Consider the following 25,625-nt stretch of genomic DNA (forward strand, 5'->3'; position numbering starts at 1 on the left):
GCCCAGTTTGGATAGCGACGGGACACGACATGGAGAATCAAATGACACGCCGACCAACGATTTTGGCCAGCACCGCACTCGGTCTGCTGATCGCGTCCGCGCCGTTCGCGCCCCCCAGCAGCGCAGCATTAGGTGCCGCACGGTTCGTCGAATCTGCGCCGCGAATTTTTATCAAGTTGAAATGTAAGGAGGGCGAGTCCGCCGAAGCCTGCGCGTTAAGGGAACAGGCTCCGTCCGAAAGCGTCGCCCCCCTTCCAGCGACCGAACCACAGCCTACTCCAAAGCCGCAGGAGCAGCCAAGAGAGGCAGGTCCGGCGTCTGAGGCAGCTCCCGTTCCAGAACCCACCGCACCCGCTGAACCTTCCGCGAAGCAACAGCCTGCTCAACCTGCCGAGCCCGCGCCGGGGTCCGAGGCTGCGCCAGCGCCTACCCTCAAGCAAGTCCAGCCACCTGCAGATCAGGCGCCTTTGCCCAGCCCGGCTCCCCAGGCGCCTCCTGCGACCGCTGAGCCTGCGCCTGCGCAGGGCGAACAGCCTGCGGAACCGACGAGCCAGCCAGAAAAGAAACCTGCTGCCGAGCAGCCTGCACCAAAGCAGCCCGTGACCGGAGAACAACCTTCAACCGATCAGCAACCTTCAACATCCGAAAAGCCAGCCAACGGTGAGCCGGCGGCACCCGCCCAAAGCGAGAAGCCCGTCCAGGGCGAGGCGCCAGCGGATCCTAACGCCGCGCCAGTCCTCGACAGCGAAAAAGATGCCAAACGTCCGGGCAAGGACGGCAAACCTCCTGCCCAGCAGAGTGATGGGGGTCAGGCCGCCGCGCCTGCGCCTGCCCCCGTTGACGCCGGACCACCGCCTGCTGACGACAAGGCAGCGCAGCAGGAAATCAAGCCTGAGAAGATCGTTCCGGCGACGGAGGAAAAGGGTACCCGCCGTGACAAGGCGCCGGATAACCACGCGCCGGAACGCCCCAAAGGCGCCGATGTCCTCACGGAAATTGGCGGCCGGGTGATCATCCAGTTCAACAATCAGACGATAGTCGAGAGCGACGAGACGCCGCGAATGAACCGTGATGCCAAGGATGTGTATTACGAGGATCTGCCGGGCGGTCGCACACGCGAGACGATCGTTCGCGACAACGGCAACCAGATCGTCACCATCCGCAACCGCTATGGCGACGTCATCCAGCGCTCCCGCATCACGCCCGATGGCCGCGAGTATGTTCTGAGCTATGTCGACGAGAGGTATTACCAGAACGTGCAGGACTGGCGCGACCCTGGAGATGACTTGCCACCGATGCGGCTCAACATCCCGCGCAAGCAATACATCTTGGAGTCCGATCTGGTAGAGGATGCCGAGGATTATTATACCTTCCTCGAGCAACCGCCGGTGGAAAAGGTCCAGCGCCTCTACTCGGTCGACGAGGTCAAGCGCTCGGCGCGTGTGCGCGACATCGCCCGGCGTGTGGATCTGGACACGCTGAATTTTGAGTCCGGCTCGGCGACGATCTCGGGCAGCGAAGTCAAAAAGCTGGAGGGCGTTGCGGACGCAATGGAGCGGCTGCTGAAGAAGAACCCGGCGGAAACATTCTTGATCGAAGGCCACACTGATGCCGTCGGCAGCGACAATGCAAACCTAGCCTTGTCCGACCAGCGAGCCGAGGCAGTTGCCGAGGCCCTTACCAACGCCTTTGGCATCGCGCCGGAGAACTTGACGACCCAAGGCTACGGCGAGCGCTATCTTAAGGTGAATACGACGGGGTCCGAACGACAGAACCGCCGCGTCGCCATTCGCCGCATCACGCCGCTTGTGGCGCCTGTCGCCAGTTCCAACTGACCAAGACATCTCGCGATTCGGTAAATCTCGCCGGATCGCGAGAACCTCACCAGCCCAGGATCAATGGCCCGGCCTTCGCTGTTGAGCGATAAACCCGACGGGCTTTGAAGACTCATTTGCCGTGTGGTTTTTGCCGACCGCTCGCGCCTAGTGCAGTTCCGCATCTTCGAGCAGCACCGCCCGTCGGTCGCCGACCTGCCACAGGCAACAAATCGCCGGATTGTCGAAATCCCGGGGCTGGCGCTGCCCGTCGGTGGTCGTGTGGCTGAAGATTTCGGCCAGAGCAGAGGCATGGTGCCAACCCATGCGAAACAGGTGCCGTGCAAGCTCGAAAAATGCGAGATCGCAGCAGTTTAGCCTCTCAGGCGCCTTCTAAATTCCAGGGGGAACTTCGCATCGTGCGGCCCGTTGTGAGGTAGCAAACTGTGCCGCGCTCAGCCTCCCTGCAACGGTTCGGCCGAACGCGGCGTGCATCAAAACTTAACGCACAAGGAAACGTACCATGATCAGCAAACTTTTGGCTACCACCGCACTAGCAACCCTGCTGTCGTCTGGCCTGTGGGTATCAGGGGCCGCGGCTGAAGATGTCACCAAACCTGCCGCCGCTACGACCACTGCGGCGACCGCGCCGGCGGCCGTTGCAGACGGCAGCCTCGTTACCAAGATCATTGGCGCCGACGTTTACGACAGTACCGCTGACGACGCCGCGAAGATCGGTGATGTCAAAGACATCGTCCTCTCCAAGGACGGCAAAGCCAAGTACATCATCATTGGCGTGGGCGGGTTCTTGGGCATTGGTGAAAAGAACGTCGCTTACGATTTCAGCAAGGCCGAATGGGTCGAGAAGAAGGGTGAACGCTGGCTGGTCGCCAAGACCAGCAAGGAAGACCTCAGCGCGCAGCCCGATTTTGACCTGAAGGCTTACGACACGACGGCTTCGAATGCCGCCGCCTCGGCCAACAACGAACCTGCGGCTACAACGACCGACAACACAGCAACAGCTGCTATCGACAAGGCGTCGCTGACCGAGCTGCCGGTGGACAAGATCAGCACCAATGACTTTGTCGGCACCACCGTCTATGGCGCTGATGATGCGAAGGTCGGTGAGATTGGCGACGTGGTTCTAAGCACAGACAAGAAGGTTGATGCCGTGATCGTCGACGTCGGCGGTTTCCTCGGCATGGGCGAAAAGCAGGTGGCCGTGGGCCTCGAGAAACTAAAGTTCATGGCCGACAAGGACGGCAACCGCTATCTCTACACCAATTTCACCAAAGACCAGCTTGAGGCGCAGACCGCTTATGACAAGGGCACCTATGCCCAGAATCGTGACAAACAGCGGATCGTTATCAGTCAATAGTTGGAAATGGCCCGCGCCTCAATCGGCGCGGGCCGTCCACCAGGTGAACTTGATGTCATTACTTACCGGCAAGGCGGTGCCCGATCGTACTTGCAATCCTCCACGGGGCTCCTGACTGATCCAAATTCAGAACAGAGCGGAAGAGGTTGCTTTTCAACGAGACGAAATCAATCGGATCAACTTCATACTGCGTTGTGAGTGGGCAAGAGAGTGCTCTTTAGACGCCGAAATCCTGATGGTCTCTTCGAGCGCTTACGCACTTATGTGTGGCCGCGCCGGTCGTTCTCACGCTCGCTTCAATATTTTTCAAAGCGCATTCTGCGCCTGAATGCCACTCCACACGCGGTCGCGGCTGGGGTAGCGGCTGGCATTTTCGCGTCATTCTTTCCGGTAGGATCCCATTTCGCCATTGCCGCCATTGTGTGCTGGCTGATCGCGGGAAACATGGCGGCAGGGGGTTTAGGAACATTTGTCTTTGGCAACCCGCTGACCTTCCCGCTTGTTGCGGGAGCGTCCTGGGAGACCGGCAAGATCATGTTGAACGGCCACCTGCGAAACCACGGCCCGCCAGCGCATATGAGTGAGATGTTCCAAACCCTTTCAAACTCGCAACTGTGGGAACCGGTGCTAAAGCCGATGCTGTTCGGCGCGGTGCCGCTGGGGCTGATTTTTGGCCTGTTCTTCTATGGCATCACGCGATGTGGCTTGACGGCCTTCCGCGAACAGAGGCGTAAGCGACTGGCCGAAAAGGGGAGCCGGGCCCTTCAGCAGGAAGACATCGCGTTATCGCCCCCTCTGCCTGCTCGACACCGCCGTTCTGGCGGGTGAAGTGCGACGGGCCTTTTCTTGCAGTGGGACTTGGACGCAGCGATTTCGGCTGGCCAAGGTCCGCAAGACTTGGCCGGACCCGCGTCCCGCCTTGGTCGCGGGCCCGCACTCGGCCTGCGCGTGCTATTCAAGAGGATCCAGGAGGAACGATGCGGCAATCAGGTCGTCACCGTCGATGCGGCCATGACCGCCATCCAAAATGGCGGCGACCTTGTGGAAAGAATGAATTTCCCCATCTGTAATTTCAGCTTCCAGCATGCGCGCCTTTAAATCAGCGACGCGCGTCCCCAAAGCGTCTGATTTTCCAGGCTCATCATTCGACATGATCATACTCATCCAGTTGATGGTTGCCCGTCGCCATAGGCGACGGGCGTTTACTTGAAATATTGCGGCGAAGGTCAGTTGTAGACCTTGATGATCTTCCGGGTGCCCGGATCGACAAGAACCGTCCGGTTGTCGATCACCACGTAGCGATATTCGACGTTGGGAACTTCACGGAGTTCGACCGTATCGGGCAGAGCTGTGCCGACATTGAGTTCCACCCCGGGAAGCTTCACCGACGCCAGCGGCTGCTTCTTTACATACTCCTGGATGACCGTGTCCTGCTCGGGCTGGATGATGATGTCCTCGGCCGCAGCAACGCCTACACCGGCCAACAGGACAAATGCCGCGGCAGCGGCGGAAAGATACATTCTCATAGTTTCGCTCCTTGTTGAGATCGACGCCGTACTGATTTGGCCGGCGTCTGGGAACCAAACTTTGCGACGGAATGAACGTTCCATGGGCAGGGCTTCAGTCGGGCATGACGGCGGACCTAAGTCCTTGGGCAAAAGGCAATGGTCCTAGCAGCGATATTCGACGGAACAGCCGCCTCTCCTGATTGTTGTCCGGAAAAGTGGGAGAAAACAAATGGATAAGAGTGTTGGCCAACCGCGTTGGTTGCTCGCGCCGATTTTTGCGACAGCCGTCACCTTTCTGGTGATGGGCATCGCGCTTGGCTGACATGTCGTGGATTGGCGCAGTTACGTCCCTTGCTGCGCTGATAGGATTCGCGAGCCGTTGGTGGCTGGCGGATCCTTTTTTTCACCGTGCGCTGGACCTGCTCGGGCGGGGGCGCTTCTTAGCACATGCAACCTTGGGAGGTTTACTATGGATCGGCGATCCTTCTTGACTGCAATGTTCGGCTTTGCCGGGGCGGCGGCGCTTGCAAGCACTGTCCGCCCAATCGACGCAATGGCGGGTGTTCCAGGCGCCGGAAACGGCATTCTCGATGAACTCGAGACGCCACAAGCCGAAGCTTTTGACGAAGATGCACAGGCAGAAGTGCAGCAGGTCTACCATCGGTACTGGCATCGCCGCCGGCACTACCGGCGGCGCGGCTGGAGACGGGTCTGCCGTAGTTACTGGCGGCATGGCCGGCGTCGCGTCCGGTGTTATCGCAGACGGCGTCCTGCGGTCGTCTTGCGATTCTAACGAGTGATTGTTGCCCCAAGGCCCGTTCCGGCTCAAACGCCAGGAACGGGCCATTTGCGTGAGTATGAGTAAGACTATGGCTACGCGGTCAGGGGACGACGCTCCTTCTCGTCACGCCCGGATGCTTGGCGCCGGAGGTTTCAGCCTCGCTTCGCGTAAAAGCAGGGCCTGCAAATAGGCTTTTGCTGCGTGGTCGTATCTATGTCTTGATGGACCGTTCGTGCGGAGGATGACCTTAGCGGCGTCCTCGGAAAGCCCGTGCTTCTCCATGAAAAATTGGAGCTGATAAGGGTGGTTGTCCGCGCGGGGGTCATTACTGGCTTTGCCTCCTGGCATGTGTGTTATCTCCGCGAGCAGAATCTCCGCGTTGAACACGCGCGTGCCGGGAAGGTTCCGGTGCGGTTGGCTTTTTCGGAACCGGCGTTGGTCCGCTTCCCAATCCCGCGATTTTCAAATCCGAGAAGACGGCGAGTGTTGCGCCCTCGGCTCTCCCGTCACTTGGGGTTCACACGTTATTGGGTCTTCTGGCGGACTGGCGGCGGGTCACGCACGCTTCCAGCCGCTGTGGCGATTGAATTCTCATTCATCGGCTTTTCGTGCGGCCACGGAGACATGTTTAGGAATTCCGGAAGAAGCCCCTCTCCCGGTTTTGCGACGTGGACATGAAGCGCGCGCAGCAAGGAAAACATTGGTGACCTTTCTAGTTAAGGCCGGGCTGAGGAGCTTTAAGGTCCGTCATTTTGCGAAATCCCCGCCGACGCCTTCCTCAAGACTGAATTCGTGCGTGATTCTCGCATCCTCATCGACCACACGAAACCAGTGCTCCTGAAGGGCTCTGGGTGACATTCGTCGGCCCGTGACTTTTTCTACTGCCGACAACGGATCATCGGCGCTCGTGGCCAGAGCGGACACACACTCCGCTCCACGCCATTCTTCTACTTGGTACTCCGGCATATTGCGCTTCTCCGCTACCTGTTCCCGAGAGCCTTTGCCTCGCGCTCCAAAGTGTCACGGTCGTTTCCGTACTTTGCTATGAGCTGGCGTACGTCTGGGATGCTGAGGCCGAATTTGCTCGCGAGGTAGCCGACCTCGTACTCTTCGTCTCCAGCGACCTGACTGCGATCCCTGTTGTCTGTTTTGCTCTTGTCGTCCGCCATGATGCGCCTCCGGTTTTCTGACTCCGCAACGTCACGCTGGCCGTTTTGTTGCAATCGGCCGCCGATTTCCGAATTGGAACCATTTTAGCTCAAGCTTATTGAATCGCCGGGGTTGCGGGTGGTGGTTCATGCGTTTGAAGTTTATCGATCCTTTGTTGCCGACCTTGGTCGACAAGCCTCCCGAAGGCGACGACTGGATTCACGAAGTCAAATTCGACGGCTATCGGTCGCAGATCATCATCGACGAAGAAGGCACACGCGTCTTCACTCGCCGTGGCCTCGACTGGACGGCAAAATACCGCGACATAGCCAAAGCCGCCGGCGAACTCGATGAGGTGCAAAGCGCCATCATCGACGGCGAGATATTCGTTTTAAACGATGCTGGGCGGTCCGACTTCGCAGCGTTGCGCAAGGCGATCACCCAGCGGCAGCATGACCTGTATTTTATCGCCTTCGACCTTCTCTCCCTCAACGGCCACGATTTGCGAGACATGCCGCTAGAAGACCGGCGCGGGATACTGGCCGCAATGATTCCAGAGGGTCGCCGAATCCAATTCAGCCAGTCCCTCCCAGGCGATGCCGCGGCAATATTCCTTCTTGTCGATCAGGCCGGGCTTGAAGGAATGGTTTCGAAGCGCAGGGACAGTGTTTACCGGAGCGGGCAATCGAGCAATTGGTTGAAAGCGAAGTGTTACACCATCGGTGAATACGACCTGCTCGGCGTCGAGCGCGAGCCCGGCCAACCGGCCTTTGCTTTCATGGCCGAGCGCGGCACCGGCCGCTATGTCGGCTCTGCCTTCATCAACTCTAGCCGGGAAATCCGCGACCGGCTCTGGAAGCGTGTCCAGGAGCACGCCGGGCCGGCGCCGAAGGGTATGAAGCGGCCGGCCACCCAATGGGTAAAGCCGGGCCTGATTGGCCGGGTAAAGCACCTGCGCGGCGAGGCAGACTTGCGGCACGCTTCCCTTCAGGATTTTCGGGAGGAATGAGCAGGCGAGGCAGCGATTTTCTCTATCATTGGGTATCGGACCATTTACCCGACGATCCGATCACTGACCCGGTGCTGCTGGTGATAGACATGGTTGTGGACGCGAAACGGGCAGCGGAAATCCAAGGCATTCCGGGCCAAGAGATCGACGAAGAAATCGGCGCAATGTTCCAAGAACTCATGCGTCCGGAACGTAAGTGATCGTCAAAGGTTTGTGCTGACGGCAGGCGCAGTTCCCTCAAATTCGCCTGCTGCAGGTCCAGCCCAAAAAGCGGGGCCGACCCGCCGCTGCCGTGAATGGGGCGGCGGGTTTTGAGCAGTCAAGGATTAGCGGAACCTAATTTGCTGCCGCAACTTTAGCTCCCATGAACGAAGAGCCGAATCCTAAAAAGCTCGTCGCCGACCCTCAGCCGCGGCGGGAGGCCAGCAAAGGGGGTTTGGTAGCCGCCGGAGCTCTGTTCTTTGCCTCCGTCGCTCTGCTCGTTTTTTGGTTCCTGCGATAAGCAATTGCAGCATCGACCTCCTCGAGAAGGAGAGCGGCGGCACAGAACGCGCCCCTGAAGATCTCAGCGTCTCGACCGTTTTGGAGGCGGCAAGCCTCCATCGGTTGGAAATGCCAAGTCCGCCAGCTCATCCCGGCGGGCTTTTTTGTTTCCGAAGGTTTAAACTTTGACGGCGGGCGAGCGGTAGTAGCAACTTCTGCAATTTCTGTTCTGAGTGGAAACCTTTTCTCCTAATCGACATTGCATTAGCACGGCTGCATGTAGGCAGCTAAGATCGATCAGGAGGAATTATCAATGAACTCGAAAGTGCTCGTCCTCGGCGCATCGCTCGCACTTATGACCGGTTCGGCCTTCGCTGGAAGTACAACCGGCACGTCTGCGCTCGACGATCCAGCGAAAATGTCTCCCTTCTTCACCGACGCCGGCATGAAGACCATGAAGTCGGAAGCGGACGTCAAGGCCGCGTGGACGGCCATGAGTGCGGACGACCGGGCCGCTATCATGAAGGAGTGTGCCGACGAAGCCGTCGCGAAGTCACATGCAGATTTCTGCAAGATGGCGATGCAGATGAAATAGGCCCAACTCAAAAGACAAGCCCGCTGGCTCCCGCCGGCGGGCTTTTTTATTGCCCAAGGAACCGAAAGAAACCCGCGAAGTTGGTGAGTTGCAGCGGTGCGACGTCATACTCCTCCCGCTGCCGACCGGTCCCGCAAGACGGTCGGGCCCGCGCTTCCCTTTCGATAAGCGGGCGCGGGCCGCCGCTGTGGCCCAAGGGCTTTTTTGAGCGTCGCCCGGAACATATCGACAGGTCCAGAATTCCCCCGTGCGAGCCTTGCCCGCTGGTCCAAACCGGCGGGCCCTATAGAGGGAGACGAGTTCATTCCATTGCTCTTGGGAGGAGTATTGCGATGGACGGCGAAAACCTGAATGACAACGTCCGACCTAGCGTTGAAGTGGTCGAAGTCAGTGGCGAATGGCTCGTCCGCGTAGTCGAGGAACACCAGGAACTCACCCGATCATTCGATCGAGAATGGTATGCCTTGGTCTTTGCGGAAAGCCAGCGACTGCGGCTAGGGCTTTCCGAGGTCACCCGCAGTTAATCGAGGAACTGATCTGCGGGCAGGTTCGCCGCGGCTGATAGGAATAGCTCTGCGCCACCTACTTGTTGATGATCCCGAGCGGTTGGCTGATCGCAGGTGCAGTGTCTGCATGTCTGGCACGCCAACCCAAGGTGCTTGAAACGTTCCGACCCACAGCCCAACCTTAGCCGCCTCGTGGCGGACCTTCCCCCTTTGCTTCTCTCTGCCGACGACGCCACCTTCTATTGTCGGCGTCGAGGCCGCTGTCACCTTCAGTGTTGACCAGCGATGGACAACCTTCTGCGGTGAATACAATTCCGGCGTCCTCGAACGCCTGGCGCACAGCCTCGATGTTGTGGGGCCGCGGTTTCCTGACGCCGTTCTCAAAATCGCTGATCGTCCCTTCGCTAAGATTGGCCTTTGCGCCAAGTCGGACTCGCGACCAGTTCAGTAGGGATCGTGCTGCTCTTAATTGATTTGCTGAGAGTTGGCTGCGGCTATCCATAAACACTCAAACATTCAATGCTGCTAATATGTTCCCCATGACCGTTCTTCTCGACAAGCCGGCCGATTAGCAGCCGCTGGCGAAGGTCTAGGCTGGCCGTGAGGCAGAGAAGCCGCGCGAACTCAACTATCATCGGGGGAGCACGTTCAGAACCGCTGCCCGCAGGCCACAGTGAGCCGCCGGAGCGCATCCGACGCTTCGCCGGAGTAGGGAGCGGCGGAACAGAACGCGCCTTGGCCACGTACCCATGACCCTTGGGGATTGAAGCCGCCGGAACATCTGAGCGTCTCGACCGTTCGTTTGCGTCGGGTCACATCAACCCCCCGGCATCTTCTGGACCCGCCGCTGCCGTGAATGGAGCGGCGGGTTTTGGGGACCTTATAGAGGGCCGGTCGGCCTGATCGTGGACTGGAAGACGGGCAAGTGCGGATGAAAATGACAGAACGGCGGATTGCAATCAAGGAAGGGTATGCAAACAACGAGAGCCCGAAAGCGATAGCCACACGGCTTAGCTGTAGCGTGGCTTCTGTTAAGGCTACGGCCAGCCAGTTGGGTATCACCCGCACCCAGAAAGCCGCGTCAGACTTTCGGCGTGGCTTCGCAGTCCCGGCAGAGATGCTGGCGCATTACAAGAAACTGATGGCCAACAGATTCAGCGCGAAAGAAAGTGGAAAGCTGCTGGCGTTGGCACAGGGCGAAATGAGCGAACGAACACTACAAGAGATAGATCGTCAATTCTTGGAAAGCCCCCAAGCCAAGGTAACAAGTCCGATCTCGAGCACGCCAAGGGCGGGTGCGGGAGCCGCAGACTAATAATCGTGGTCCACGCAAAATAGGGTTAGACGCAAGCTCGGTCGCTGGCCTGCTAGGGGCGCACTCCCGATCCGGTCCTGGGGTTCTGGTAATATAATTAGTTGCTAATGGAACGGAATCGCGGGGCTGCCCTTTTCCCGCCATGGTACGTTCTCTGCCGAGCCTCATTCCGGTCCTATTTTACAGCACGCTTCTTCAGGCCCAAGCGTGGCAGCAGTTCGGTGTCAGGCAGTTCGGCTTCACATTCGATGTGCCGCCGGGTTTTGTCCTAAAACAGCGTTCAGACCAAGGCGCAGCTTTTCAAGGCGAAAACGATGCCTTCCTTGCTGTCTGGGGTGCCAAACTCGGGAACGCCAGTTTCCCCGCCGAGATCGAGCACCGCATGATTGAAGACGAAAAGGTTGGGTGGAAGCTGACATATCGGCGTGTCACCCCGAGGTGGGCCAGTTACTCGGGCATTATGAATGGCCAGATTCGATATGTCCGCGCTATCGCGATCTGCAACGATCGTGCCGCACTCTTCACCATAAATTACAGCAGATCGGAAAAAGCCCCGTACGACCCAGTTGTTGTTCGGATGGTGCGATCCCTGAAAGCGGAAGGGTGCTAAGTTCTAGGGATGGTGTTCAAAAGCCTGCAGGCACAGGAGGCGCAAAGAGACGCACAGGCCCCGCATACGGTGCTCACAACGGCGGGCAAGGTTGACCGCGCTGGCGCTCCGTCAGGTAATCAGCAGTCTGACTTTTGAGAGCCTTCGCCGAGCGAGTTTGTGTGCCGCATCTGCGAGATGGTTGCCAAAGGCTTCGGTGACGAATGCCAGGGTCATCAAGTCGATCAAAAAATCGTCGATCGCGCGCGAGACCATATTTGACCGCCCCTCGATCTGAAGCATCGAAGCTCGCGCCTCTTCCAGAGCGGCGGATGGATCGCCCGCATCCAGTAACGCTTCAAGCCTATCAAATACCTGCACCTTAAACCCCCTTCGTCCGCGCGCACCCACAACGCGGCGGCCTGAACAAATTTCCGTGTAGGAAGGAAAAAAGATTTGCCGTAGCCACGTGACGGTGGCGGGCTTTTTTGCATGAGACCGGAACGTCTTTCCACTTGAGAGGGTTAGGCTCTGCCAGCGCGTTCTTTCAGCGGACCGTGCTGGCGACCAAAAGATGCCCAAACATCATGGTCAGGCCCGCGCCGCCTTCGCACGAGGCGAGCGCGGGCATTCCCTGCCATCACCAAAAAGAAACCCGCCGACCAAAGGGCGTGGCCTTTGGATCGATCATCGAATAGGGGAAATTCGCAGTCGGGATGTGCATTGTCACACGATCGTCGAGGCGCTTACCGACAGTGGCGATAATCGCCACCTTGTCACCAATGTTTATCTCCTCCGCCATGCATAGGATTCTGGAGCGGCCGACGCCGTAGTCATGGTTTCTAATGTATGCAGGCGCGGGAGACTTTGTTTGCAACCTTTGCTCATGTCGTGGGTTGTAATTACGGCGGTCGATTCCCAGCCCGGAATTTAGCCGCTCCCATTGAAAAGCCCGCTGCAGCCCCTCCGCAGCGGGCCTTTTCTATCCGGATTCACATATGTGATTTGGCCGCGCCTTAAGAAGGCGGAAGATCGCTTGTCGCCCGCCTCTAAATGGCAAACGGGCGCTTGGTAGCCACCTCAGGTGCTCCCGCCAAAATGCGGGGGCATTTATGGCACAAACTCACTTATGCGAGTCCGTTTCAGCCTTCGATTGCGATGTGATCCGCAAGGCGTTCAAAGCCTGGGTCATAGAAGACCACATCCCAGAACATAGATGGCGTGACAGCGCCGCGCTGATGGTGCGGTCGATGACTGGTCAGGATGAGGTCGACCCCGAAATGCTCGAATGGATCGTGCGGAACTGTACGCACCAAGATGCCGCCCTTATGACGCAGGGGAAACGCATCAGCGGAACCTAATAAACGCCGCGAGCTTATTTTCTTATGAGCGCACGCGGCATCAACTTCCTCGATAAATGGATGGCAGAGCACCTGCCGAATGCCTTCACCGATGATCCGGCGGCCATTACCGATCTCGCCGACCAGGCGATGACGGCAGCCGACAAGGAAGGCATAGCGGCCGACGAAATCAGCGAGGAGGTCGGAAGCGTTTTCGAGGTCATCCTCGAGGCAATGCGGAACCGTGCCGGCGGCGAGGGTGCTTGACCGTGCCGAAGTCAAAAAGGTTCTGGATCGCGGCCGGGATTTTGGCAACGCTTGTCATAGTTGCTCTTGTGCTCTCGATGTCCCTGGCCGCGCTCTCACCCAGTTCACGAATTCGCCGCAAGCAACGGTCAGACATCATTTAGGACTAAGACAGGGCCAACTCTTGGTGGGTAAGAAGGCAAAACAGAGCAGAGAAGAACCAATCGACCGCGAAAGAGTGGCCGAGGCTGACTTCTACGCTCGCAGATGCGGCCTCACTCGCGAGGAAGCATTGAGGTTTCTCAAAGAGGCCAGCCCGTCAAAGGCCGGCTCTCAACCGGCTGGCAAAGGCAAGAGGCGCTAGCCAGCCGCAGGAGGCTCTGCAGGGCCAGTCAGATTCCACGGGATGAACGGCGCCCGCTTGCCGGTGATAGTCTCGATCGACTTCAACAGGTCCGGACCTCATGAAGCGGTTGGTAGTGGGAGCGGCCGACGCTGCTCTTGTGCAGCGCCTCTGCTGCCGCCAGAAAGCGCTCGATTTCAGCCTGCGCTAGCTGCTTTGATGGCATGGTTCTGGCCATTGGCGATCTCCGCTGAAGGGGTTCGCCGCAACGAGGACTATAATCCTATATGGCCGAACGGATGGCAAGCGGGTCAACCGCGCCGCTATGAAAGGGCGCCTATCAAGCGCCCTTTGAAAATCCAGCTTTAGAATTAGACCCGATCTACCACCCTTGCGTCGAATACCAGTCGTCGATGTCTCGCCGGACCCGGTCCTTCTCGATGCCGTATCTCTCCTGGATCTTTCCTTCAAGCTGATCGCGCTTGCCGGCGATGCGGTCCAAATCGTCGTCAGTTAGCTTGCCCCACTGTTCCTTGACCTTGCCCTTGACCTGCTTCCAGTTACCTTCAACGCGGTTCCAATCCATGGCCTTGGCCTCCTTGGTTGCACAGCAGTTAAAACGTCTGCGGCCCGGCTAGGTTCCGGTGGGAGATTGTGGCCTGAAGGAACATTAGTTGTCGCTAAATGTTGAGCCGTGCGGCAGGTGGTGCCCTCCATCGCCTGCCGAAGATCGGGCCTCCGATCGGCCCGCGCTACTCCCGAAAAAGCGCGGGCTTCCAAACTCGCCCAAGGAGCCGGAATGACCGACAAGCCGACCCCAGCCCCCGGGCAAGGCAAGAATCCGCTCTTTACTCCCAAGCGCAAAGCTCCATCTGCAGCTCGATCCAAGAGGTTGCACATATGGCTAAGAAACTCAAAGTGTATCAAACCTCTATCGGCTTCTTCGACCTTGCCGTCGCCGCACCATCGATGAAGGCTGCCGCAGAAGCATGGGGATCGGACCCCGACATCTTCAAACGCGGATTCGCGGAACAGACGGAAGACCCCAAAGTGGTTGAAGCAGCGACAGCCAAGCCGGGCGTGGTGTTGCGGCGACCGGTCGGATCGCGCGAGAACTTTACGGAAAAGGCTTCGCTTCCGAGAGCACCCGACGCGGGTCAGCGGGCTCCGCAGAATCGTGTGCAAGGCCCGCCCGCTAGCAAGAAGGCCGGCACCAAATCCGCAGAGAAAGCGGAGCGGAACGCTGCGGCTCTTGAAAAGAAAAGAAAACGTGAGGCCCTCGATCGCGCAAGAGCCGAAGGCGAGCGCGAACGTGAGAAAAGGCGACGCGAACGAGTGATTGCCAAGGCCAATGCCGTTTTCGAACGGGCTCGTAGCCGCCATGAGAGCGCCATGAACTCCATCAGGCAGCGACGGGAGGAGCTGGATAAAGAGGAAGCTGGCGAGGACGAAAGATGGGAGCGCGAGCGGCAGACGCACGACGCTTCTTTGAAAGAAGCAAAGGCGTAGGCTGCAAGCAACGGCGTTGTCCGACCGACCCAACAGTTCGCGTCGGCGCAATTGGCCAGCGAGGCAAATTTGCATTGTGCGCGCTGCCTCACGGCGACGGGCCATCGCTCGCGTACCGCTGCAGGAACCAAAGTGGTCGACGGGGGTTGGTCTATCGAAGGGACCTCGACCCCGTAAGGATTCGGAACGATGGCCGAAATCTATGACTTTGAAGCGGCGAAGGCCCGGCTGCGCGTGAAGCGTGCGGAGCGTTCTCTCGACCGCGCTAATGAATTGTTGAACGAGGAAACTCGACGTAACCATTCTCGGTCATTCGATGGGGACGTGGCTTGCCGTGGAGGCGTTACGCGGCGTTGCCATGCGTAAAAACGGGATCCCAGCCAAGGTCAGGAATGTCGTTGCGTCGCGTCCCCGGATATCGAGATCGACGCGTTTCGCCGTCAATTCGTCGAGATGGGACCTGTTCAGGGCAGAAACGCTCGCCGTCCCCTGGAGCACGGCTCCGAACGTTCGCAAACGTGATTAGCTACAGTCGACTGTTTGGGGCCACGGGAGCATACGGAACGATACGGAAAAGCTTTTGATTTTGGCCCACGAAAAACTCAATAAAATCAACAATCTTAATACGTCCTCCGGGCCTACCAAAATTCACATGTAACTATTTGATTTTATTGTCTTTTTTTGCAAGAGGTCCACAACATGGACTCGAACCCCCTTCCTTCCGCCAACAATTAGTGACATAGCGCGGACCTTTGGTGACGACGCGCCGGCATCACCGCATACATTCGCGCGGTCTGACCTAAGCAAATTGGCTTAGACGACGCCGAGCTAGATATACCGGCAAAAAGGCGGCCGGCGTCGCTTTGGCGGTGTCTAATAACGCTGGCCAAGGCGGAAATCAGGTTGCCGCGCTAAATCCGTACCGATAGAGCAGTCTCGGGCTGGATGCTCTTGCACCGACTCTCACTTGACCCGTTGCGCGAACAAATCCTGCAAGCGGAGCGGCAGTTGCGGCGAGGCCTGCAATTCCCTACAGCTCTGTTCCCATCGTCGGAGATATTCGGCCATGGGAATACCGGTTCGACCGGGCCAACGGTTTAGTGCGCCGAGAGCTTCGATGCAGTCCGGCGCGCGGTCGTATTCGGTCAGGATGGTCAATGACATTGCTTGAGCGAATGGATTGAGACCTGGTATTTCGATTTCGCTGCGATGATCGGCGAACCAAGCCGCCGCGTCGAGAGTGAGCCTCTGGTCGTCGGCGAGCGCGGTGTAACCTCGGACGATGTTGTTGCGATACTCAGCAATGGCATCGCCGAAAGCGTTGTCGCCAGGGAACGGAGGGTTCTCCTTCCAGTCCTTCGCTAAGCCTCCCAGACCACGCAGCGCGAACGCTTCAACCATCGCTTCCTCAAGCCACTGGCAGGGGGGCGCCGGCTTGGCATCCGGCTGCCAGCTGTTGGCCATGACATGGCCAAGCTCATGTCCGAACTGATAAGCAAGCTTCGACCAATCCCGTTCGCCGATGTCGACGATGATCCACGCGACGCTGATGTCGTCCGGATGCAGCCAGATTGCCGGCTGCCCGGAGGTATGCTGATCGACGCGAAGCCGCGCCGGCGGATGATCAGCGAGCATGCGCACGCCATCCAGGCAGGCGGAGCGCATGCGCTCGACGACTTGTTCTGCCGCGCCTGGAAGCATGTGGCCCCAGTCGCCTGCGAGTTCGATGGGGGCCGAAAGAAGGGTGACGGAGGGCTCATTTAGGGGGCGCGGCATGGCTGAGTTGATCTCCAAGTTGGCCCAAAGCCCTCCTGTTGTGGCCGCCGATCCGGCCACAACGATGACGCCAACTGCCAACTCTCGCCGCGTCATAAACTCTCCTGTTGCGCGGAGCCAACCATCCAAGCTCGAGCCTGTCATCCGGGGCATCTCGTCAGCTATCGCCAAACGAGCTAGACTTGAAACTGTCTGGCGGCCTTGCTGCGAATTGGCTCGTGCGATGGAAGTGAACGAATGCGCGACCGTCGATTTCGAAACAGGTCTAAAAGCATGATAGATGAAATTCATGTCATCAATCTCGATCGCAGTGTCGGGCGCCTAGATATATTTCGCAAGTTAAACTCGCATCTCCACAACACTCGGAGGTTCTCGGGGATTGACGGTAAGTCAGTTGATCGCGATCGGCTGGTGCGGGACAAGGTCATCGCGCCGAATCTAGACTATGCAGCCGGCAGTCTGGGCTGCGCTATCTCGCACGTGACGCTGTGGAGAGAAGCTGTCGCACGCCATAAAGTGATGACGGTCGCCGAAGACGACGCGATCATCTCGCATCAATTCGAACGACATGCCAATTCGCTCTTGTCAAAGGTTGGAGCCGATTGGGACTTTATCCTGTGGAGCGCAAGCCTGCGATGCTACGCGTGGCTGAATGCCCTTCCGGGCGGAACTGGTGCCAGGTTGGAGTTTTTCTCTGGCGAAGTCATGACGCATGTTGCGGATTTCCAAAAGGCGGAAATCGAACCCGCTCTGCTCCGCGCACATTATCTGCTGGGGACCGTCTGTTATTCGGTCTCGCCTCGTGGCGCGCGTGCACTGTTGGATTGGTGTCTTCCGATACGACCAATGATCGTCGATTTTGCCGGTTTCGGGCTGAGGCTGAACAATGCAGGAATTGATTGCCTGATGAACGGGGTGATGCCGTCACTCAAGGCGTATGTGTGCTTGCCACCGCTCGCGATAAGTGACGAACGGCCCGAAGAATCGGTGCGGATAAACACGTGAGGAGCTTGCGCTTCAGCCTGAGCCGCGGCGTCTTCGCCAAGCGGTAATTTGACGTCTCAAGCCCGACCCTCTTCCTGCAGCCGAATGAAGAAATTGAGATTGTTCGAAAGACGCTCGTTGGTTGGATCAAGCTCAAGCGCTTTCCTGCCCCACTCGACGGCATGGTCCATCGCATTCAGGTGCCATGACGCGATGGCGCCGAGATCAAACAGCCGAAATCCCCAGCAGTTCGGATCGTCCAGATAGCTTCCCGTGCGGTGCGTCTTCTCGATACCGTTGGTGCAAGCCCAAAACAGATTCAACCAGTCGGCTTTGCCGTGGAACTCTTCGGCCAGGTCGGCCCAGATCTCGCGGCGGTGCGGCGCTTCCATCCGCGCCTTATCCAGCCAGGACAAGCTATGTTCCGGCCGCATACGCGCGATATAACGCATGGCCTCGGCTCGTTCTTCGCCCCACGTGCTTGTCGGTAGGGCAAGGTAGTTCTCAAGCAACTGGACGGCTCGATCGTGCTGGTTGGCCCACATCAGGTCCCGCCCGAGCCAGAAGCAAATCTGTGCGTCCGCTGGATCTTCCTTATGTGCAATCTCCATCAGCGGCAGGTAAGTACTCCTCGTTGGCTTGGTGAGGTCTTGCACCTCGAACATGACGATGTCGGTGCTGGTCGCCGTCACTTCCCTTTCTCCGGTGAAGACGAGAGCCTCGTGGACTGGTCGCTTGAACCGATAGCCCCAGCGATGATGAAAATTCTTCGCCGGCCAGCTTCGCAACGGCGTCGGGTCTTCTACACTCGATCTGTAGATCGTTTGGCAATAGAGAGCAGTCGTCTCGGAACTCCAGGCCGCCTCCAGCTTCGGCCGCCAGCCCGGCTCGAGAAACCGGTCCATGTCCATTGTGCAGCACACATCGACGTCGGCAGGGATAAGTGCCATGGCGGCGTTGCGGGCGTCGTCAAAACGCCACGGGCGGATCGCTATCGGGTGCACGGTGACGCCGGCGGCGGTTAGCCGTCCTACCGTGTCGTCGGTGCTGCCGGTATCGGCCACTATTCGGTAGTCCGCATCGACGGCCGAGTTGGCCCAACGCTCGGCGTTCCCGGCCTCGTTCAAAGCGATGGTGTAGACCGCAACTTTCAACGAAGCGCTCCGCGATCAGGCATGTCGGGCGTCTATCCTGTACGGATCAACGCGGCCCGAGCGCGCCCGCGATGCCCTGTGGGACTCACTGCACAAGGCCAATCCCTCCGCGCTTGCGGATCGCGACCAGGCCGCCGAGCAACTTTGCCCGGCTCAGTTCGAAGTGGCTGTCAAAGAACAGGATTTCGGCGAACTGATTGGCGAGCATGCTGATGCCCAAAGGATCGAGGGATCGCGCGGCGCCATCCTGCTGGATTTCTCTTATCAGATCCTTGGTGAGGGTGATCTTCCCAGCATCCTCGCCTGGCGGCTGCCAGTCGAGGTCCTCGATAAAATACCATCCACCTTCGGCGAGGAGCGGGAAGAATTCGCGCAGCGTCAGCTGCTCGTCAAACGAGGCGTGGCTGCCGTCGTCAATGATCACATCGAGCGAGCCCGGTTCGAGTTTCGCAGCGACGGAGCGCAGATCGTCAAGCCTGGATTGGTCGCAAACAAACGATTCGAATCGGGGATTGTTCAGTTGAGAAAAATCCGCCAGATCTACGCCGATCACTCGCGAATACGGAAAATAGGCTTGCCACAGCGAGACGGAGGGCGTCTCGGTCTGGCTGCCTTCCGCCGGTATGCGACAAAGCCCGATCTCCATGATCCGCCGCATAGACAATCGTCGAGACGACAGCAGCCGGTCGTAGACCCGGGCATAGGCGTGACGGTTGCCGGTATGCCGGTTTTTGTCGGTGTTAAAGCGGTCAGCGAGGTTCGTGAGCGAGGGAAAACTGTGCAAGGGATCGATCAGCAGCGCGTTAAGCGGCGCATCTTCGCCGTCCGAGCGAGCCTCGTTGCGTGCTGTCCAAAGGTGTATTCCGAAGACGCGCTCATCGTTAAGGTACTCGGCCAACTGTGACAGCGGCTTGTCGAACTCGCTTATTTCGGTCCAATCAATCGGATTAAAGAGCATCGGCCCAAACACCCATTCGCGCAATTCGGCGCCGGCATCCGAAGCAATGTAATCCGACAGCAACCTTGGACCGATTTCGCCGAATCCCTTTCCGCTGTCACCGAAGAACCGCTCGATCGACATTTCGTAGAGCACTCTCAGGTGGTGGCTATAAGCTTCGGAATAGATCACGTTGCCACAGATGAAGTGACCTTGGTGCCCGCCGCGCCATTGCAAATTGAAAAAATAATCGCCACGGAACGGGAACGGTCTCAGCATGACCACGTCGCAATCCATCCACAATCCGCCATGCTCGTAAAGCACGGCGTATCGAAAGGCGTCGCTGAAATATCTGATCTCGGAGCCGGCAACAATTCGCTCGAACAAGGCGCGCGGCATCACGTCGTCCGCGGCCCGGACCTCAATCCCGAGCGGGAGCAGGAATTCAAGCTTGTGCGGCGAGTAAGTCCAGACTCTCACGGGATGGCCTGCCGCGCGCATCGACGTGGTGGCGGCAATCAACGTTCGATGCTCGGCATTGTCGGACAGCACCTCGTAAAAGCAGTGGATCTGAGGCAGCGCGGCATCCCCTGTGCGCAAGAGAGGGGCGATGCGGGCATCGAAGGCGCGCGATTGCGCGCGTCGCTCTTGCGGCGAATCCACCAAACGAAGGAACGGCGCCAGTTCGAGAAGGATCTCTTCTGTACCTTTCGCTTCGCTCGAGGCACCGCTGCTCGCCTGTTTCGAAAGGCCGCCGTCAGGCCGGCTTGGATTGCCATCGTCGCGCTTCACGGGCTGATGGTCCATTTCTAGCTCCTTTCGCTCAGGCACGAGAGGTCGTTCGTTGGCGCCGGCCAACGAATTCATGGCCAGTGCGTTCCAATGAGCCTCGCCCGACAAAAAGTTGCCTATGGTCTCCAGCAGCAGGCGTGCCTCCGACGCATCAACGAGGGCAATCCACGACTCGCTGTCGGCGACGCCATAGGAAATCAGCAGCTGTTCCTCATTCGGATGCCAGGTCAGACCGGCTGCAAATTCGCTCCCCTTGTCGTTGAAGAAGAATGGTCGGCTGACCTTCCCAAGGCGGCCTGCGTCGTCGAACCAGACGAAGCGGTGCTGGTAGGTTGGCCGAGCCTCGTTCGGCCGCGTGCGCACCTCGTGAACGAGTGCCAGCCACCCGCCGTCGAACACAATCGCCTGCGTGCCCCCCTTGAATTGGTCCGCGCAGACAGCAGGCACAGTCTCCGAGATCGTTTGCCCTTGATCGTCGACGATGCGGACGGGGTCGCCCGCACAAAAGAACTGCAGCTGCTCCCTGTCGGTATCGATGCCAGCCGGCTTGACGAGGGGCATCCAGCTGGTGTCGTGGAGCCTCGGACCCATGGGGTGAAGCACACGCCAGTCAGTCATTTGGTATGGCCCAGGTCCGCGGTCGTCTATGCGCGCAATAACTGGTTCGCACCGGCTGTCTGCCGTCAACGCGCGCGAGCATGCGAAAGTCCACAGTTGCTCGCGCCAGGCAAAAAGGCGAATGACCTCGAAGCCTGGTTCAGCTCTGTCGGCGGCTCCTGGCATGTCGGCCGGCGCCAGAATCTCCGCGGCTGACTGAACCACCAGATCTTCGGTCAGGTGAACGAGGAAATTGCGTGCTTGGCCCGGCGCCTCGTTGGGCATACCAGGCCGTCCGTCTTCCTTCGGTGTGTAGTTAACGGTCGGCTGAATCAGGACGATCTGGGCACCCAATCGCGTTACTGAGGGACTGCTTGGCCGGTAGCCGTCGGGGGGCGTGAAGCCGATAGGGTGCGCGCTGAACGATGGCATCGTTGTCTTGGCCGGCTGCAGGTAAAAGAACAGGTTGGATCGCGCCAATTCCCTGTTTTCGTCGGCGATGCTACGGTCCAGCGCTAACCAGTTGCACATCGCGAAACCGCGATCCTTGCGCACCGGGTCGCGCGCATAATTCGCCGCGATCGCATACTCTTCGCGCAGGCCTGATGTGTAGACGAAATCCTCGAGAAACAGGATGTCCTGCTCCGGCCGCTTGATCGCCAGCCCTGCTTCGGAGAACAACACGCTGGCGTCGTTCATCCCTTTCTCCCGATAGAATCGCGCAAGGTCATAAAGCGGTTCGGCGCGCTGCGGGCGTTGATTGAAAGCGGCAAGCGCCTGTTGAATGAAGCCAGCCTCGTCGCCAAGTTTGCGCAGGCAGCGCGCCTCTTGCAGGCGAGCGTTCCACGCCTCCTCGTCCCAGCCGCCCATCGCAGCGCGCTTGGCATAGGCCACCGCAGCCTCCGCCGTCCGCCCGGCGTCGCGGTAGGATTGCGCCAGGTAGAACCAGGAGCGCTGATTTTCCGGATCCTTCTCAAGGGCCTCCAGCAAGAGCTGGGCATCGCGCTCGAACTTGTCCACCCGGTTCGAGCCGCTGGCGTGATCCTTGTACCAGGCACCCCTCAGTTCCTGCACGCCACCGGGCACGTCGAGATATTCGTGGGTCACGCCATGGTAGCGTGCACCGGCATCGCGTTTGACAAGGCGCGCGTTCCAATAGGCCAGGCCGGAATCCGACCGCTGCAGCAACCGGTAGCCCGGGCCGTCGAGCCCCTCGCGGAAGCCCGCATCCTCGACAATCAGCTCCATGTCGGCGTCGTCAAACAACAAATAGTCATAGGCGAGCGGCGAGGCATAGGCGTGATCGAGCGCGGCGTTGCGCGCCTGCTCGAAATTGTGGAAGGGAAATTCGTGCAGCTCGCCAGGCATGTTGCGGGCGGCGAAGAACGATTTGACGAAATCCTGGGTCCCGTCGGTCGAGCCAGTGTCGCCTATGACCCAGCAGTCGATGTGGTCGACAACCGCCCCGAGACAGCGCTGAAGGTTCGCCATCTCGTTCTTGACGATCATGTTGAGGCAGAGGCGCTTGCCGCTTGTCATATGCTGACTATCGGCCTCCATGACTGCGGGCTGAAGCGGTTACTTTCGTGCCATGGTTCCATCTGGGAAAGCGATCCGTTCCAACGCGGATTTATCCGGCCTTCATGCCCATGCACATTTTCCCGTGCCTCGACCATCAAGATGCTACCTCAGCGCAATCTATTGTTAGCCAGCACCTTCCGAGGCAGCAAGGTCTCGCAGTCACCTTGGGTGAGGGTTTGCGAACCGACGTCCCTCCGAAGGGTCGATCACTACGCACAAACCCCGCCGCGATGTCAGGGGTTAGGCGCCAACGAAGGTGGAGCACCTTTAAACCACGGATTTTTCGATGCATTTGGTCCCATGCGCGCCATTTCGATGTTTGCCAAGCTAGTCCGTCTTGGTTGGGAAGTTAACAAATTGTAAACAGGTTATTTACAAGTTGCTAATTTTATAATTTACTAATGTCTAATATGTCTGGGAGGGTAGCCGTGGACCGGGCCGAAGGGCTGCGAGTCCGTGCAGTCTGCGAAGCCAGGAGAGTATCCAGGAGCAAGCCTCTTCGTGCGTGAGGGCGCAGAAGGTGACTGGTGGCGTGCTGAAGAAGACGTCTCACTGCCTTGAACTCAAGGCCAGCGTTTTCCCAACCTGATGTTCCCTCGCACGTAGTCGATTCCCTCGAACGTTGCGTGTTGGGAGTTGGCTGTGGTTGGTGTGATACCAAGTGCGAAACGATGCGCTCGCCACGCAGGTTTCTGCTTCGATCAACCCTTCAATTGTCCGCACCTTCTCAGCAGCAAGGATTGCCCCGCGCTAGACGGGTATTCCTCGGCGCCCTGTGGACCGCCCGCCTGCGAGTTCCACACCCTCAGTGAAAACAAGTGGGACGCCGCTCGATCGAGCGGCACGAAGAGGCCGTCAAGCCTTGCGCGCCCGTCTCGTCGTCCCGCGCGTCGCCGCTTGGTTCACGGAGTTGCAGGCTGCTCCATGCCCGCGGCTCGAACGCCGATAGAAGCTGCGACCGGCTTCAGAGCGTGGGGCTCGTCAGCGATAGAAACCTAGACACGAACCAAGACACACAGCGGCACAGCCGCCGCCGACCGAGGAGGAAATGATGAGCTACATAGCAGGGTTTGCGGTCATGGAAGTTGCCGTTAGAGGCGTCTTGCCCATCGGCGACACGACCGAAAATGTGCCTTATCTTATCCTGGACACGGCCAAGAGCGCCATCGTCGGTCAGGTCATTCTTCCCAAGGCCGTCAAGCGAAGCCTCTCCGTCGCTGTCACCGTCAAGGTTCCGGCCGCAGCCGGCTCACTTGAGATTGGCACATTTGACGATGGCGGGACTTTCCAGGCCTGCGCCTTCCTCCGCGTAGAGAGCCCCGCTGTCGAACGTCCCGACGGCGCCGTCGGCCCGTCAGGAAGATGACCGCGCCCAAGCTCCTTCTCCTGACCGCTCGCCGGCCAAGCCGGTGGGCGGTTTTCCCTTGAATCGAATTCGAAGCCAACAGGAGCCAGTCATGGCCCGCGCCTTTGAAATTCTTTTTGTCGACCCCTCAGTCTCCGACCTGCAGACGGTTCTCTGCAACGTGCGCCCCGAAGTTCAGGCCTTCGTGCTCGATGGCCACCGGCCGGCGGCGGCGCAGATCGCTGCGCTGCTCGCGGGACACGAAGGGCTCGACGCGGTCCACATCATCGCGCATGGCGCCCCCGGGCGGGTCAGCTTTGCCGCAGGAGAGTGGTCGGTCGCCACAGTGAAGGAAGCGGCTGAGGATCTTGCCGCAATCGGCAGGGCGCTTGCCGCGGACGGTGAACTGCGACTGTGGAGCTGCGAGACGGCTTTAGGGAATGCTGGCGAGACCTTCGTGGCGGCGCTGGAAGAGGCCATCGGCGCGGACGTCTGCGCATCGAGATCGCTGGTTGGCGCGGCCACGCTGGGTGGCTCATGGGAGATGCCCGAAAACACGGCCGGCTCGTGCTTGCCGCCGATGACATCGGTTGGCGTGGCGGCCTACACGGGGGTCCTTGCAGGGGGCAATTTGACGCTCACTGGTACTGTCGCATCAGGAAGTAGTAAGAGCATCAATACATTTTACATAATCGATACAACAACCAACACCGTTGTCGGCAGCTTCGTTCTTCCATCCTCCGCTAATACTGTTGCCCCAAATTTTGCTATAACGATTTCGATCCCAGATACTTTGCATGACTATGCAATATATGACAGCGGCTTTAACATCTATGGAACGCTGCTACACAACCCTGGCGGAACTGCGTTCGCATTCGGCCCCGATTCTGGCAACAACGGCAAAAACGGTGACACATTTGTTGGCGGTAACCTAGCCGTTACGAGCCAAGGCGCGACAGGCCCGGCCGGCCCCACCGGTCCGACTGGAGCCACAGGCGCGACCGGCGCAGGTGCTACGGGCGCAACCGGCGCCACGGGTGCGACCGGAGCAGGTGCGACGGGAGCGACGGGAGCTACAGGTGCGACCGGAGCCACGGGTGCTTCGGGCGGGACCGGTGCAACAGGCGCCACGGGTGCTTCAGGTGGGACCGGTGCGACTGGCGCCACCGGCGCAACTGGTGCTACAGGCGCCACGGGCGCTTCAGGTGCGACTGGTTCGACCGGAGCGACAGGCTCGACCGGTGCCACAGGCTCGACTGGAGCAACTGGCTCGACCGGAGCGACTGGCTCGACCGGAGCGACGGGCTCGACTGGAGCAACCGGCTCGACAGGTGCAACCGGCTCGACAGGGGCGACAGGTTCAACTGGTGCAACCGGAGCCACAGGTGCGACCGGCGATACGGGAGCCACAGGTTCTACTGGCTCGACTGGAGCAACAGGCTCGACAGGTGCAACCGGCTCGACAGGTGCGGCTGGCTCGACCGGAGCCACAGGTGCGACCGGCGATACGGGAGCCACAGGCTCGACCGGAGCGACTGGCTCGACTGGTGCCACCGGCTCGACCGGAGCGACGGGCTCTACTGGAGCAACCGGCTCGACAGGTGCAACCGGCTCGACAGGTGCGACTGGCTCGACCGGTTCAACTGGTGCAACCGGAGCCACAGGTGCGACCGGCGATACGGGAGCCACAGGCTCGACCGGAGCGACAGGTTCGACCGGTGCCACAGGCTCGACCGGTGCCACAGGCTCAACCGGAGCAACAGGCTCGACGGGAGCGACTGGCTCGACTGGTGCAACCGGCTCGACAGGTGCAACCGGCTCGACAGGTGCGACTGGCTCGACCGGAGCGACTGGCTCGACCGGGGCAACCGGCTCTACTGGTGCGACTGGCTCG

Annotated in this window: 26 protein-coding genes and 2 pseudogenes; 17 read left to right on the forward strand and 11 right to left on the reverse strand. The window is 59.3% G+C overall.

What is annotated here, in order from left to right; all coding sequences use genetic code 11:
* Positions 1-599 precede the first annotated feature (599 nt).
* From AC1DYJ_RS03395 to AC1DYJ_RS03410, 4 genes are all read left to right on the forward strand, one after another.
* Positions 600-1,835: an OmpA family protein gene (locus AC1DYJ_RS03395; protein WP_477280002.1), complete on the forward strand. Its 1,236-nt coding sequence runs from the start codon at positions 600-602 to the stop codon at positions 1,833-1,835.
* A 123-nt stretch (positions 1,836-1,958) separates the two neighbouring features.
* On the forward strand, positions 1,959-2,192 hold the full coding sequence (locus tag AC1DYJ_RS03400; RefSeq protein ID WP_477280003.1) for a hypothetical protein: 234 nt from the start codon (positions 1,959-1,961) through the stop codon (positions 2,190-2,192).
* Positions 2,193-2,337: 145 nt separating this feature from the next.
* Positions 2,338-3,192, forward strand: a complete 855-nt coding sequence (locus AC1DYJ_RS03405) for a PRC-barrel domain-containing protein (RefSeq protein ID WP_477280004.1) — start codon at positions 2,338-2,340, stop codon at positions 3,190-3,192.
* 210 nt (positions 3,193-3,402) lie between these two features.
* Positions 3,403-4,020 carry a DUF2062 domain-containing protein gene (locus AC1DYJ_RS03410; protein ID WP_477280005.1) on the forward strand — a complete coding sequence of 206 codons (618 nt, stop codon included), beginning with the start codon at positions 3,403-3,405 and terminating at the stop codon, positions 4,018-4,020.
* Between the two features lie 123 nt (positions 4,021-4,143).
* Here AC1DYJ_RS03410 and AC1DYJ_RS03415 read toward each other — a convergent pair whose 3' ends face one another.
* The 3 genes from AC1DYJ_RS03415 to AC1DYJ_RS03425 form a co-directional block, all read right to left on the reverse strand.
* Positions 4,144-4,344 (reverse strand): hypothetical protein, encoded by a 201-nt coding sequence (locus AC1DYJ_RS03415; RefSeq protein WP_477280006.1) that lies wholly within the window; start codon positions 4,342-4,344, stop codon positions 4,144-4,146.
* Between the two features lie 74 nt (positions 4,345-4,418).
* Positions 4,419-4,718 carry a DUF1236 domain-containing protein gene (locus tag AC1DYJ_RS03420; RefSeq protein WP_477280007.1) on the reverse strand — a complete coding sequence of 100 codons (300 nt, stop codon included), beginning with the start codon at positions 4,716-4,718 and terminating at the stop codon, positions 4,419-4,421.
* A gap of 1,743 nt (positions 4,719-6,461) precedes the next feature.
* Positions 6,462-6,650: a DUF3606 domain-containing protein gene (locus tag AC1DYJ_RS03425; RefSeq protein WP_477280008.1), complete on the reverse strand. Its 189-nt coding sequence runs from the start codon at positions 6,648-6,650 to the stop codon at positions 6,462-6,464.
* A 128-nt stretch (positions 6,651-6,778) separates the two neighbouring features.
* On the opposite strand from AC1DYJ_RS03425, the gene AC1DYJ_RS03430 reads away from it, so the two are divergent.
* The 4 genes from AC1DYJ_RS03430 (at position 6,779) to AC1DYJ_RS03445 (ending at position 9,241) form a co-directional block, all read left to right on the forward strand.
* Entirely contained in the window at positions 6,779-7,639 is an 861-nt protein-coding gene (locus AC1DYJ_RS03430; protein WP_477280009.1) for an ATP-dependent DNA ligase, read from the forward strand.
* Complete coding sequence (locus tag AC1DYJ_RS03435) at positions 7,636-7,839, forward strand: hypothetical protein (RefSeq protein ID WP_477280010.1); 204 nt, start codon at positions 7,636-7,638, stop codon at positions 7,837-7,839. The genes AC1DYJ_RS03430 and AC1DYJ_RS03435 overlap by 4 nt, the downstream gene beginning before the upstream one ends.
* A gap of 596 nt (positions 7,840-8,435) precedes the next feature.
* Positions 8,436-8,717 carry a hypothetical protein gene (locus AC1DYJ_RS03440; protein ID WP_025583573.1) on the forward strand — a complete coding sequence of 94 codons (282 nt, stop codon included), beginning with the start codon at positions 8,436-8,438 and terminating at the stop codon, positions 8,715-8,717.
* A 332-nt stretch (positions 8,718-9,049) separates the two neighbouring features.
* Positions 9,050-9,241: a hypothetical protein gene (locus AC1DYJ_RS03445; RefSeq protein ID WP_477280011.1), complete on the forward strand. Its 192-nt coding sequence runs from the start codon at positions 9,050-9,052 to the stop codon at positions 9,239-9,241.
* 163 nt (positions 9,242-9,404) lie between these two features.
* On the opposite strand, the gene AC1DYJ_RS03450 is transcribed toward AC1DYJ_RS03445, so the two are convergent.
* Entirely contained in the window at positions 9,405-9,725 is a 321-nt protein-coding gene (locus tag AC1DYJ_RS03450) for a helix-turn-helix domain-containing protein (RefSeq protein WP_477280012.1), read from the reverse strand.
* A 429-nt stretch (positions 9,726-10,154) separates the two neighbouring features.
* Here AC1DYJ_RS03450 and AC1DYJ_RS03455 point away from each other — a divergent pair, with 429 nt between their 5' ends.
* Both AC1DYJ_RS03455 and AC1DYJ_RS03460 read left to right on the forward strand, forming a co-directional pair.
* Positions 10,155-10,538: a hypothetical protein gene (locus tag AC1DYJ_RS03455; protein WP_477280013.1), complete on the forward strand. Its 384-nt coding sequence runs from the start codon at positions 10,155-10,157 to the stop codon at positions 10,536-10,538.
* Between the two features lie 142 nt (positions 10,539-10,680).
* Positions 10,681-11,148 carry a hypothetical protein gene (locus AC1DYJ_RS03460; RefSeq protein WP_477280014.1) on the forward strand — a complete coding sequence of 156 codons (468 nt, stop codon included), beginning with the start codon at positions 10,681-10,683 and terminating at the stop codon, positions 11,146-11,148.
* A 111-nt stretch (positions 11,149-11,259) separates the two neighbouring features.
* Here AC1DYJ_RS03460 and AC1DYJ_RS03465 read toward each other — a convergent pair whose 3' ends face one another.
* The gene (locus AC1DYJ_RS03465) at positions 11,260-11,508 is read right to left on the reverse strand and encodes a hypothetical protein (protein ID WP_477280015.1); all 249 of its coding nucleotides are present in this window, start codon (positions 11,506-11,508) and stop codon (positions 11,260-11,262) included.
* Between the two features lie 259 nt (positions 11,509-11,767).
* On the reverse strand, positions 11,768-11,929 hold the full coding sequence (locus AC1DYJ_RS03470; RefSeq protein ID WP_477280016.1) for a hypothetical protein: 162 nt from the start codon (positions 11,927-11,929) through the stop codon (positions 11,768-11,770).
* A 310-nt stretch (positions 11,930-12,239) separates the two neighbouring features.
* Here AC1DYJ_RS03470 and AC1DYJ_RS03475 point away from each other — a divergent pair, with 310 nt between their 5' ends.
* Both AC1DYJ_RS03475 and AC1DYJ_RS03480 read left to right on the forward strand, forming a co-directional pair.
* The gene (locus AC1DYJ_RS03475; RefSeq protein ID WP_477280017.1) at positions 12,240-12,488 is read left to right on the forward strand and encodes a hypothetical protein; all 249 of its coding nucleotides are present in this window, start codon (positions 12,240-12,242) and stop codon (positions 12,486-12,488) included.
* 24 nt (positions 12,489-12,512) lie between these two features.
* Positions 12,513-12,734 (forward strand): hypothetical protein, encoded by a 222-nt coding sequence (locus AC1DYJ_RS03480; protein WP_477280018.1) that lies wholly within the window; start codon positions 12,513-12,515, stop codon positions 12,732-12,734.
* Between the two features lie 425 nt (positions 12,735-13,159).
* Here the strand turns inward: AC1DYJ_RS03480 and AC1DYJ_RS03485 are convergent, their stop codons facing one another.
* Together AC1DYJ_RS03485 and AC1DYJ_RS03490 are read right to left on the reverse strand one after the other, a co-directional pair.
* Entirely contained in the window at positions 13,160-13,294 is a 135-nt protein-coding gene (locus AC1DYJ_RS03485) for a hypothetical protein (RefSeq protein ID WP_477280019.1), read from the reverse strand.
* Positions 13,295-13,438: 144 nt separating this feature from the next.
* A complete protein-coding gene (locus AC1DYJ_RS03490; RefSeq protein ID WP_441936263.1) occupies positions 13,439-13,642 on the reverse strand; it encodes a CsbD family protein in 204 nt (67 codons plus the stop codon).
* Between the two features lie 314 nt (positions 13,643-13,956).
* On the opposite strand from AC1DYJ_RS03490, the gene AC1DYJ_RS03495 reads away from it, so the two are divergent.
* Together AC1DYJ_RS03495 and AC1DYJ_RS03500 are read left to right on the forward strand one after the other, a co-directional pair.
* The gene (locus tag AC1DYJ_RS03495) at positions 13,957-14,565 is read left to right on the forward strand and encodes a cell envelope biogenesis protein TolA (RefSeq protein WP_477280020.1); all 609 of its coding nucleotides are present in this window, start codon (positions 13,957-13,959) and stop codon (positions 14,563-14,565) included.
* Between the two features lie 292 nt (positions 14,566-14,857).
* A pseudogene (locus AC1DYJ_RS03500) lies at positions 14,858-15,027 on the forward strand (alpha/beta hydrolase); the annotation flags it as partial.
* 501 nt (positions 15,028-15,528) lie between these two features.
* Here the strand turns inward: AC1DYJ_RS03500 and AC1DYJ_RS03505 are convergent.
* A complete protein-coding gene (locus AC1DYJ_RS03505) occupies positions 15,529-16,632 on the reverse strand; it encodes a hypothetical protein (RefSeq protein WP_477280021.1) in 1,104 nt (367 codons plus the stop codon).
* On the opposite strand from AC1DYJ_RS03505, the gene AC1DYJ_RS03510 reads away from it, so the two are divergent.
* Positions 16,615-17,346, forward strand: coding sequence for a glycosyltransferase family 25 protein (locus AC1DYJ_RS03510; RefSeq protein WP_477280022.1), 732 nt, complete (start codon positions 16,615-16,617; stop codon positions 17,344-17,346). The genes AC1DYJ_RS03505 and AC1DYJ_RS03510 overlap by 18 nt on opposite strands.
* A gap of 56 nt (positions 17,347-17,402) precedes the next feature.
* Here the strand turns inward: AC1DYJ_RS03510 and AC1DYJ_RS03515 are convergent, their stop codons facing one another.
* Together AC1DYJ_RS03515 and AC1DYJ_RS03520 are read right to left on the reverse strand one after the other, a co-directional pair.
* The gene (locus tag AC1DYJ_RS03515; RefSeq protein WP_477280023.1) at positions 17,403-18,479 is read right to left on the reverse strand and encodes a tetratricopeptide repeat-containing glycosyltransferase; all 1,077 of its coding nucleotides are present in this window, start codon (positions 18,477-18,479) and stop codon (positions 17,403-17,405) included.
* An 85-nt stretch (positions 18,480-18,564) separates the two neighbouring features.
* A complete protein-coding gene (locus AC1DYJ_RS03520) occupies positions 18,565-22,344 on the reverse strand; it encodes a tetratricopeptide repeat protein (protein ID WP_477280024.1) in 3,780 nt (1,259 codons plus the stop codon).
* A 1,093-nt stretch (positions 22,345-23,437) separates the two neighbouring features.
* On the opposite strand from AC1DYJ_RS03520, the gene AC1DYJ_RS03525 reads away from it, so the two are divergent.
* Together AC1DYJ_RS03525 and AC1DYJ_RS03530 are read left to right on the forward strand one after the other, a co-directional pair.
* A complete protein-coding gene (locus tag AC1DYJ_RS03525) occupies positions 23,438-23,752 on the forward strand; it encodes a hypothetical protein (protein WP_477280025.1) in 315 nt (104 codons plus the stop codon).
* Between the two features lie 91 nt (positions 23,753-23,843).
* A pseudogene (locus tag AC1DYJ_RS03530) lies at positions 23,844-24,290 on the forward strand (DUF4347 domain-containing protein); the annotation flags it as partial.
* Between the last annotated feature and the right edge of the window lie 1,335 nt (positions 24,291-25,625).

The sequence above is a fragment of the Mesorhizobium sp. P2_B11 genome (genome assembly GCF_056404855.1).

Coding starts and splice junctions, on each gene's coding strand:
- AC1DYJ_RS03405 (WP_477280004.1), top strand. CDS start 2,338: ATGATCAGCAAACTTTTGGCTACCACCGCACTAGCAACCCTGCTGTCG.
- AC1DYJ_RS03415 (WP_477280006.1), bottom strand. CDS start 4,344: ATGTCGAATGATGAGCCTGGAAAATCAGACGCTTTGGGGACGCGCGTC.
- AC1DYJ_RS03420 (WP_477280007.1), bottom strand. CDS start 4,718: ATGAGAATGTATCTTTCCGCCGCTGCCGCGGCATTTGTCCTGTTGGCC.
- AC1DYJ_RS03425 (WP_477280008.1), bottom strand. CDS start 6,650: ATGGCGGACGACAAGAGCAAAACAGACAACAGGGATCGCAGTCAGGTC.
- AC1DYJ_RS03430 (WP_477280009.1), top strand. CDS start 6,779: ATGCGTTTGAAGTTTATCGATCCTTTGTTGCCGACCTTGGTCGACAAG.
- AC1DYJ_RS03435 (WP_477280010.1), top strand. CDS start 7,636: ATGAGCAGGCGAGGCAGCGATTTTCTCTATCATTGGGTATCGGACCAT.
- AC1DYJ_RS03440 (WP_025583573.1), top strand. CDS start 8,436: ATGAACTCGAAAGTGCTCGTCCTCGGCGCATCGCTCGCACTTATGACC.
- AC1DYJ_RS03445 (WP_477280011.1), top strand. CDS start 9,050: ATGGACGGCGAAAACCTGAATGACAACGTCCGACCTAGCGTTGAAGTG.
- AC1DYJ_RS03450 (WP_477280012.1), bottom strand. CDS start 9,725: ATGGATAGCCGCAGCCAACTCTCAGCAAATCAATTAAGAGCAGCACGA.
- AC1DYJ_RS03455 (WP_477280013.1), top strand. CDS start 10,155: ATGAAAATGACAGAACGGCGGATTGCAATCAAGGAAGGGTATGCAAAC.
- AC1DYJ_RS03460 (WP_477280014.1), top strand. CDS start 10,681: ATGGTACGTTCTCTGCCGAGCCTCATTCCGGTCCTATTTTACAGCACG.
- AC1DYJ_RS03470 (WP_477280016.1), bottom strand. CDS start 11,929: ATGGCGGAGGAGATAAACATTGGTGACAAGGTGGCGATTATCGCCACT.
- AC1DYJ_RS03475 (WP_477280017.1), top strand. CDS start 12,240: ATGGCACAAACTCACTTATGCGAGTCCGTTTCAGCCTTCGATTGCGAT.
- AC1DYJ_RS03480 (WP_477280018.1), top strand. CDS start 12,513: ATGAGCGCACGCGGCATCAACTTCCTCGATAAATGGATGGCAGAGCAC.
- AC1DYJ_RS03485 (WP_477280019.1), bottom strand. CDS start 13,294: ATGGCCAGAACCATGCCATCAAAGCAGCTAGCGCAGGCTGAAATCGAG.
- AC1DYJ_RS03490 (WP_441936263.1), bottom strand. CDS start 13,642: ATGGATTGGAACCGCGTTGAAGGTAACTGGAAGCAGGTCAAGGGCAAG.
- AC1DYJ_RS03495 (WP_477280020.1), top strand. CDS start 13,957: ATGGCTAAGAAACTCAAAGTGTATCAAACCTCTATCGGCTTCTTCGAC.
- AC1DYJ_RS03510 (WP_477280022.1), top strand. CDS start 16,615: ATGATAGATGAAATTCATGTCATCAATCTCGATCGCAGTGTCGGGCGC.
- AC1DYJ_RS03505 (WP_477280021.1), bottom strand. CDS start 16,632: ATGAATTTCATCTATCATGCTTTTAGACCTGTTTCGAAATCGACGGTC.
- AC1DYJ_RS03520 (WP_477280024.1), bottom strand. CDS start 22,344: ATGACAAGCGGCAAGCGCCTCTGCCTCAACATGATCGTCAAGAACGAG.
- AC1DYJ_RS03525 (WP_477280025.1), top strand. CDS start 23,438: ATGAGCTACATAGCAGGGTTTGCGGTCATGGAAGTTGCCGTTAGAGGC.